Below are 7,788 nucleotides of genomic sequence, written 5' to 3'. Positions count from 1 at the left end.
CGGCATCGGAATCCAAGAAGCGCGGCGACCGACGGCTCAATCGGCCTGAGTCGCGATGGCCCGTGGATGTGCGCGTACGCCTAGCGTCAGGGCGCACGGTCGAAGCCAACGCAAGCCGATTAACGAGTTCTTCGTGGGACGTTCCTGTCAGGACTACCTTCGGCTGGCAACAACGCGATTTTCGAATCGCGCGCGTTCTTGCCGCGTGATGTCAAGCTCGCGCTGCGCGCCGAGCGCGCGCGCCACCTCCTCGCTCCGTCCCCACCACTCGCGCGCGGAGCCTGAGTCGCCGCGCAGCCACTCGTAGCTCCCGCGCCAGCGGTACGCGCCGGGAGCCGCCTGACGGTCACGCTTCGCCTGAGCGAGACTCGCTCTTGACGCCTCACCCGTCCGCGCAAGCGATCCATTGGCCTGTTCGCGCTCAGCGCTGGTGAGGTACGCGTGCACCAGCGCGTTCCGCACCGGCGTCACGTGCCACGAACGCATGTGATGCTGCCGGACGAAGCCGACGGTGTCCTCAGCGAGCGCTACCGCGCGGTCGACACTGCCGAGTGCGAGCAGGACTTCGGCGAGATGACCCTGGGCCACGACAAATGCGGCGTGGTCAGGAACCGCTTGGCAGAACTCGACGCTGCGCTCCAGGTGTTGAGTTGCCTTCCTGAGGTCACCCGCGTCGGCCAGCGCGATCCCGAGGTAGACCCAGCCCCACGCCCGAACGTCCGCGTCACCAGCTTCGTCAGCAGCGCGGATGATCTCTTCGCCGAACGCCACCTCCTGTTCAGGCGACCATTCGCCGAGGAAGCGTTTAGTCGAGTACGCCTGGCCGATCGCTACAAGAGGCCACCGTCCTTCGCCCGCCGCGTGCCACTCGTCCATCGCAGCGCTGTAGTGCTTGTCGGCGGATGCCAGATCGCCGAGCACGTGGACCTCGTGCATCGCGAGCTGATGGTGTGCAATCCCTAGCGCGAGCGTGTCGCCGACCTCTTCGGCCACGGCGACCGCCCGCGCGTGGTAACGGCTCGCGAGGTCGGTGAGCCCAACGGCGCCGCAGATCAGGCCGGCGAAGGAGCTGCCTGCGGAGACTCCGAGGCGGTAGTCGTTCGCTTCGGCGAGGTTGAGGAGGCGAAGCCCATCCATCACCAAGCGCTCGGTGTCACCGAGGAAGTAGTCGATCCCAACCGTCATCACGCCGAGCGCGCGCATCCATTCGTACGGAGCTGGATCATGCCGGCGGCGCGGCAGGAACCGTGGCAGTGCCAAGTGTCCGACTTGTACCAGGGCCTCCCGGACGACTCCGGCACGCACCCTCCAGCGTGTCACTGGCATAGCAATGCCCAGGAAGTCCAGACAGCGCTGGAACGCCTCACGTGCCGGGAGGTGCTCGCCGCGACGGAAATGCGCCTCGGCGATCTTCCGTTCGACGATCGCTCGCTGGACGGGGTCCCAGCGATTGCCGAAGGCGCGCGCGTAGACGGCGACTGCCTGCTTGTAATAGGCGAGGAGTTCGGCGTCGCCTGCGATCCGCTCGGCGCGGTCGCCTGCCTTGAACAGGTATTCCTGCGCCTTTTCCCACCGCTCGGCGCGCGCGTAGTGATACGCGAGCACGCCGCAGAACTCGTCCAACTGGTTCGCGAAGAGTTCTTCGATGACCTCGCCTACGCGCGCGTGCAACTCCTTACGTCGCTGGAGCAACAAGCTCTCGTAGGCAGCATCGTGGACGAGCGCGTGCTTGAAGATGTACTCGAGCTCCGGAGTGCGCCGACGCTCGCGAATGAACTCGAGCTGCTGCAGTTGTGCGAGATCGCTGTCAAGCCGACGATCGACTTCGCGGAGCGCGCGCAGCACTCGGTAGAGGAAGCTTCGGCCAATCACGGCCGCGAGTCGGAGCACGTGCTTCACCTCGTCATCGAGGCGGTCGATCCGCGCCACGATGACGCCTTGGACGGTATCTGGGAGGGTGACCGTATCGATGCGGTCCGTCGCGCGCCACTCGCCGCTGCCAGGGTCGCGGACGATCGCGCCGAGGTCGATGAGCGCGCTCACGAGCTCCTCAAGGAACAGAGGGTTGCCCTCGGCCCGCTCGAGAGTCCGCGTGCGGACGGCGTCTGTCAGATCCGGGGCGAGAAGGAGGTTGCGCACCAGTTGCTCGCTCTGTTCGAGTCCTAGCGCCTCCAGCCGTACCTCGATGAAACGCGCTCCGTTCGCTGCCGCGACTGCTCCGCGGAGCCGCATGACCATGCTTCCCGGCTCGTCAGGCCGACTCGCTACGCAGATGCCCAGTCGCTCTGTCTCGACCAGCGGCAGGAGGTGCTCTAGGAGTGCGGCGGACGATTCATCGGCCCAGTGCCAGTCCTCAAGCACGAGGATCGTCGGACGCTCGGCCGTCAGGTGCCTCACATAGCTGCGCATGCTCGCGAATATCTGAAGACCCATGGACTGCGCATCTAGATGGCGGACCTGCCGGGCGAGCACGTCGGGCAGCTCCAAACCGATGAAGGTCCCGAGGTACGGGAGCACATCAGCGACATCCTCGGCGAAGAGCACGCGCATGCGCCGCTCGAACTTCTCCCAACTCGTGGACGGCGCATCGTCCTCTGCGATATCAGCGTCGCGCCGAATGATCTCGGTGAACGGCAGGTAACTGATGCCCTGCGCCATGGCGAGCGCACGGCCCTCAAGTGCGGCGATGCGGCGGTTAGCGAACGCACGCCTTACGTCGGCCAGCAGACGCGACTTCCCGATGCCAGCGACGCCGATAATCAGCGCGATACGTCCCTCGCCCCGCTCGATGTCCTCGACGGCGGTGCTCAGTGTCGCGAGCTCGTTTTCTCGGCCGACGAGCGTGGAACGCAGCGACAGTCCGATGCTGTCGCGCGGCCGGGTAAGTCGGAAGACCGTGAGTGGCTCGGTCTTTCCCTTGACGTGCAATGGCTCGATGCGCTCGAACGAGAACGCGTGTGCCGCCTGACGCTCTGTCGCCGCCCCGACGAGGACCTCGCCGCGTCCGGCCGCAGACTGCAAACGATAAGCAACGTTGACGGCGTCACCGACGATCGTGTACGCGGCCTGCACATCGCCCCGCAGCACGCCCGCAGCCACGGGCCCGGTGTTCACGCCGACCCGTAGCGCCAGTCGGATTCCCCGATCGCGCTGAAGGTCGTCGCTGAGTCGTGCGATCGCATTCTGCATCGCTATGGCTGTCCGAAGGGCGCGAACGGCATCGTCTTCGTGGGCGAGCGGCGCGCCGAAGACCGCCATCACCGCGTCGCCGGCGTACTTGTCGACGGTGCCTCCGAAGCGCTGGATCACGCTCGCCAAAGCATTGAAGTACGACGTCAGGATCCCTCGTATCTCCTCGGGAGTCAGGCCTTCGGCCATCGCGGTCGAGTCGGCGAGGTCAGCGAAGACGACGGTGACCAGCCTGAGCTCTTCCTCACCGTGCGTGGAGCTGACGACCTGAAGGGAGGGGCTCTGCATGCCGTTCTTGGTGCCCCCGTCCCTTGTCATGAGGCACGACTCTAGTCACCCAAGTCCAGAGTGAGGAGCGATTCGCGCCTCGACCGTGCGGTCATGCCAGGTCGAGGGGAGCGACCAGCGTCACCCTGCGGCTAGGCCGCTACCGCGGTCTCCTCGCTCTCAGTGGCGCGCTCAGTCATCAACGGTCGGCCTACTTCGCCGGCGACCCATTCGAAAGACGACTCGAGCGTGTCGGCGCTGCTGAAGGTGCGGTCCGCGATTAGTTCCATGAGGCGATCGAACATGCGGCTGGCTTTCGTCATTGAGCGCTCCTCCTTCACCGGGGATTTGCTGAAGGATCGAGCGGAGGACGAGCCACTTCGACAAGACCGATGACGTCGCGGGTGTTATCGGCGTGACTGTGAGAGCGTTGCGCAGAATGCGCTGCCAGGTTGACAGGAGCAGCCACTCGGACATTCGGGGCCGTGCCCTCGGCCTGCGCAAGAACTCTGATTCCTAATCAGACCGCTGCAACGATGATCTGGCGGACCATAATCCGCTCAGATTCCGCGCCCCCCGCTAGACACGCGCACGATCCAGGAGCGGCGCGATCAGACCTCGACCCTATGTCCTCGACGAGCCGCGGTTGAGCAGGCCGAAGGCCGCTGCCGCGACGAGAAGTCCACCGAGTGGAAGACCGAAGGCGCTCTGCCCAGCGACGCCGAGGATGACCGTGAGAGGCAAGAGGCAAGCGAACCACACGCCCATCGTTCGCCGTCCATGACGCAACATTGCAATGCCGTACACAGATGCACCTACGAGGACGCGCAAGAGTTCGAGTAGCAGCGTCATGAATGCGGCGGGCAGGCCGCGCTTGATGACGTCGAGACGTACCAACCAACGCCGGACGCCACCAACCAACTCTGGTTCCAGCACTCCGTAAACAGCACTGCGTTTCACGACCTTTCTGCCACTCCCTCAAACTTCCACTCGGATGTCGATCGTCGCGAGCGTTCAAGGCCTTCAGCGCGTCCGAATGCGGCTGGCTCGCGCCGCTTTCGCCATCGGTACCGTAGCCACGATCGGGACCGCCCTCGCCGCTCTCCCCGGTTGGGTCGACCAGTCGATGACCAGCGCGACCCAATTGGCCCAGCGGGGCGACGGCTTCCCATACGAGGCAGTCGCGATGGGCGTGATAGCCCTCGGGGTCGCGGTCGCGATTCTGTTCATCGGCATCGGCTGGCTGATATTGCAAGCGCGTTCCGGTGACGTCTTTGGTCTCGTGTTTGCGTACAACGCGGTTTTCATCGGATTCGCAGTCATCGGACCATGGCTGATCGCTCCAGGGTCTGGTCTGGGCCAGACGGTCGCGCGCATCGTCACCAGTGCGGCGATGGTGACCGTCTTGTGGGCGAGCTTCGTGCTCCCGGATGGTCGGTTCGTACCAGCGGCGACGGCTTGGCTCCTCGCGATCTTCATTGCGTGGCAGGTCGGCCGCGCAATCAATCCCGAGCTCGGCGCGGATCGCTTGGGTGGGGGCTGGTTCGTCCTTTGGATGGCCTTCTTCTGGGCAGCTGCCCTAAGTCAAATGTTTCGCTACCGAGCGATCGCGACGGCGGATCAGCGCGTGCAGATGAAGTGGTGGTTGTTGGGTGCGCTCGGTTGGGGCATTGCGGTAGCCGCATCACTAGCCGTGCAATACGCGTTCGGCGCTCGGACTGGCTCGGAGCCGATGTTTTGGTTCGCTGGACTCGCGCCTTTAGGATTCTCCTCAGCCGTCGCCTCGGCGCTTGCCCTCTATGTCGGTACTGCTGTGTTCGGCCTATGCGTAAGCGTCGCGATCTTGCGGTATGCCGCGCTCGACATCGATGTCGTGATCAGCCGGACGCTCGTATACGCGGCTTCCACGTCCCTCCTAGTCGCGGCTCTTGCGGGCGTCGCCGTCCTCCTGTCACGGCTCCTCGGCGCAGGCGCCGGTCTTGGCGCAGAGCTCACGTCGGTGCTCGTGGTGGCGGCGGCCCTCGGGGTCACGTTCGTCCCGCTGCGTCGCTGGCTCGAGTCGATGGCTGATCGCCTGGTCGCGCCGCATGCCGATCTCGTTCTCCTTTTCCTCGACATCGTCGGATCCACCGAGCGACTGGCGGAGGTAGGTGATAAGGAGTGGGCGGACGCTATTGGCCGGTTTCGCGTGGTCGTCCGCGGAGAGCTCGGCCGGCACGGAGGTCAGGAGATCGACACGGCGGGCGACGGCTTCTTCGCCACCTTCGCGTCCGCGGGTTCCGCGGTCGCCTGCGCCTGCGCGGTGCGTCGAGCGGTCTCGGAGATCGGGTTCAACGTGCGGATGGGCATCCACGCTGGTCGCTGCGAGCTCCGCGGCCGAGCACCGATTGGAGTGACCGTTCACGTCGCTGCCCGGCTGATGGGACTCGCGAGCGCCGGGCAGATTTTCGTGACCGAGGACGTTAGCGGCGCGTTGGGCGGCGGGCTCGTCAAGCTCCGCGAAATCGGCCGACGACCGCTGCGCGGTGTTCCGGGAGACTGGCATGTCCTCGCGGTCGAGTGCGAGCCAGCAGTGTCGATCTAGGCGTCGCTCGGCAGTGCAGGGTCCGGCGCTGGGCGAGGACCATGCAGCGCGTCCAAGACGCTAGGATCGAAGAAGTAGTCGCGCGCAGCTATCAACTTCCCTCGACGAAGCTCCCACACCGTGATCCCCCTCGCCGTGACGCTCGCGTGACGGTGCGTGGCCTCGCGCACCTCCCACTCGATCATCACATCGTTCGTGAAACCGAAGGCCAGCGGATTCGTCACCGCGACACGCTTCACACTGAACTCGATCGTTGCGATCGAGTCGAACCACTTCCGTACCCATGCCTCGATCTGCGGCCTCCCCTCGAATCGGCCGCTCAGTGCCGAGGTGCCCGGCAACTCGAAGACGCCGTCCTCGGACCATCCCCGCATCACAGCCGCGACATCCTTCTGCGCGACGAGACGGTTGAAGTTCTTCTTCGTCCACCGTTGCAGCAACACCGCTCCCAGCATCGCGTTGACCTCCGCCATCTCCGACCACGCACCGGCAGCACGGATCGGGTGTGTCCAGAACTTGGCGCGATCGTACACACGAAATGCCGACGGCCAGCCAGCCGGAGTCGTTCAGCGTCGAGAGCTTTCTCAAAACCCGAGTCTCGTGAGCAGGTCGCGGCATCGGCTCGATCCGGGGCGCAATGGTCTCCAGGACCAACCACTGCTCCGCGCTTCGCCGGGTGGCAAGACATGGACGACGAAACACGCGCCGTCCTAGCTCAATTGGCAAAGCAGCGGTTCTTGTAAACCACCGGTCCCGGTTTCGGGTCCCTCGTTGCGGTGCACAGGTCACCTGTGTGCAGGTCCACCTGATTCCATCTCAATTGATCATGGTCTGACGGACCACGTGTCGCCAGTTCAATTCTGGCCCTCGGCACCGAGCACGGTTCCTAGCGAATTCGAGAAAGGTGTGCGTCCGGGCTGACCTAGCGATGGACGTGAACCAATTTGCGTTGGGCACGAGCTCCAAGCGAAGCGTTGATTAGCGACCTATCACGTTCCAGGCGTATAGGCCAACGAGCGCAAGCGCAAATGCCAACCCAACAACGATCATCAGGATCGCAGTTGCGGTGAAGGAGCCGGCGGCGCCCGCGACGTTGCTCGTGGAAGTGTCGCGAATGTGGAGCGCGGCCCGCGCCTCTCGTGCATCCGAATCGGCAATCGAGACTGAGAACGTGCCGATGGATGACGAACCAACGACACCGAGAAGCGCTTCGTTGTCGCGAACGACCTGAGCACTGATTCCCGCTGTTCTCAGCCGACTGGCCGCTACTTCCGCTTGGACCTGGTGGAGACCGGTGAGGATCTGCACGCCCCAACGCTACTTGTTCGGTGAACCAATCGGCTTCCAACCGAACCAAACGCTGACCGCCCTCAGTTCACGAGCAATTCCGAACGACCGTTGTGGCTTAACCTGACGGACCACGCTCAGTTCAGATTCCGCCGGGGCCGGGGCACGTGGTGTAGGACGCACCATGGTCTCCGAGCTTTGATACTGCGATTCGGAGCAATGGTTTCGGCGATCTTGTGCTCGAAAGCTCAGACCATCGCGCAGGACGCGCACTTAGTCCTCTAGACCATTGCTCGCGCGGACGTTCGATTCGCGCATGCGTTTCCGAGTAAAATGAGGGTCTCGCCGAGGTAGCTCAGTTGGTAGAGCAATGGTCTGAAGAACCATGTGTCGCCAGTTCAATTCTGGCCCTCGGCACTGAATGTCGTCGCACCAGATAGACCCCGACTCCTCCAAGGGCG

At 64.3% G+C, this 7,788-nt stretch carries 5 protein-coding genes and 1 tRNA gene; 2 read left to right on the top strand and 4 right to left on the bottom strand.

Annotated features, from left to right (window positions below):
• Positions 1 to 153: 153 nt before the first annotated feature.
• Together VI056_03555 and VI056_03550 are read right to left on the bottom strand one after the other, a co-directional pair.
• On the bottom strand, positions 154 to 3,507 hold the full coding sequence (locus tag VI056_03555; GenBank protein HEY6202097.1) for an adenylate/guanylate cyclase domain-containing protein: 3,354 nt from the start codon (positions 3,505 to 3,507) through the stop codon (positions 154 to 156).
• Between the two features lie 101 nt (positions 3,508 to 3,608).
• The gene (locus tag VI056_03550) at positions 3,609 to 3,779 is read right to left on the bottom strand and encodes a hypothetical protein (GenBank protein ID HEY6202096.1); all 171 of its coding nucleotides are present in this window, start codon (positions 3,777 to 3,779) and stop codon (positions 3,609 to 3,611) included.
• Positions 3,780 to 4,450: 671 nt separating this feature from the next.
• Here VI056_03550 and VI056_03545 point away from each other — a divergent pair.
• A complete protein-coding gene (locus VI056_03545) occupies positions 4,451 to 6,040 on the top strand; it encodes an adenylate/guanylate cyclase domain-containing protein (GenBank protein ID HEY6202095.1) in 1,590 nt (529 codons plus the stop codon).
• Here VI056_03545 and VI056_03540 read toward each other — a convergent pair.
• Positions 6,037 to 6,573 carry a nuclear transport factor 2 family protein gene (locus VI056_03540; GenBank protein HEY6202094.1) on the bottom strand — a complete coding sequence of 179 codons (537 nt, stop codon included), beginning with the start codon at positions 6,571 to 6,573 and terminating at the stop codon, positions 6,037 to 6,039. The genes VI056_03545 and VI056_03540 overlap by 4 nt on opposite strands.
• A 445-nt stretch (positions 6,574 to 7,018) precedes the next feature.
• The gene (locus VI056_03535; protein ID HEY6202093.1) at positions 7,019 to 7,348 is read right to left on the bottom strand and encodes a hypothetical protein; all 330 of its coding nucleotides are present in this window, start codon (positions 7,346 to 7,348) and stop codon (positions 7,019 to 7,021) included.
• A 323-nt stretch (positions 7,349 to 7,671) separates the two neighbouring features.
• Here VI056_03535 and VI056_03530 point away from each other — a divergent pair.
• Positions 7,672 to 7,744, top strand: a tRNA-Phe gene (locus tag VI056_03530).
• The last annotated feature ends 44 nt before the right edge of the window (positions 7,745 to 7,788 follow it).

The sequence above is a fragment of the Candidatus Limnocylindria bacterium genome, assembly GCA_036523395.1.
Classification (GTDB): domain Bacteria; phylum Chloroflexota; class Limnocylindria; order P2-11E; family P2-11E; genus CF-39.
The sequence above is the reverse complement of the archived record's forward strand: the minus strand, read 5'-3'. Positions and strand labels throughout refer to the sequence as shown.

Excerpts from the sequence above, each read along its gene's own strand:
- VI056_03555 (HEY6202097.1), bottom strand. The coding sequence starts at position 3,507 with ATGACAAGGGACGGGGGCACCAAGAACGGCATGCAGAGCCCCTCCCTT.
- VI056_03550 (HEY6202096.1), bottom strand. The coding sequence starts at position 3,779 with ATGACGAAAGCCAGCCGCATGTTCGATCGCCTCATGGAACTAATCGCG.
- VI056_03545 (HEY6202095.1), top strand. The coding sequence starts at position 4,451 with ATGTCGATCGTCGCGAGCGTTCAAGGCCTTCAGCGCGTCCGAATGCGG.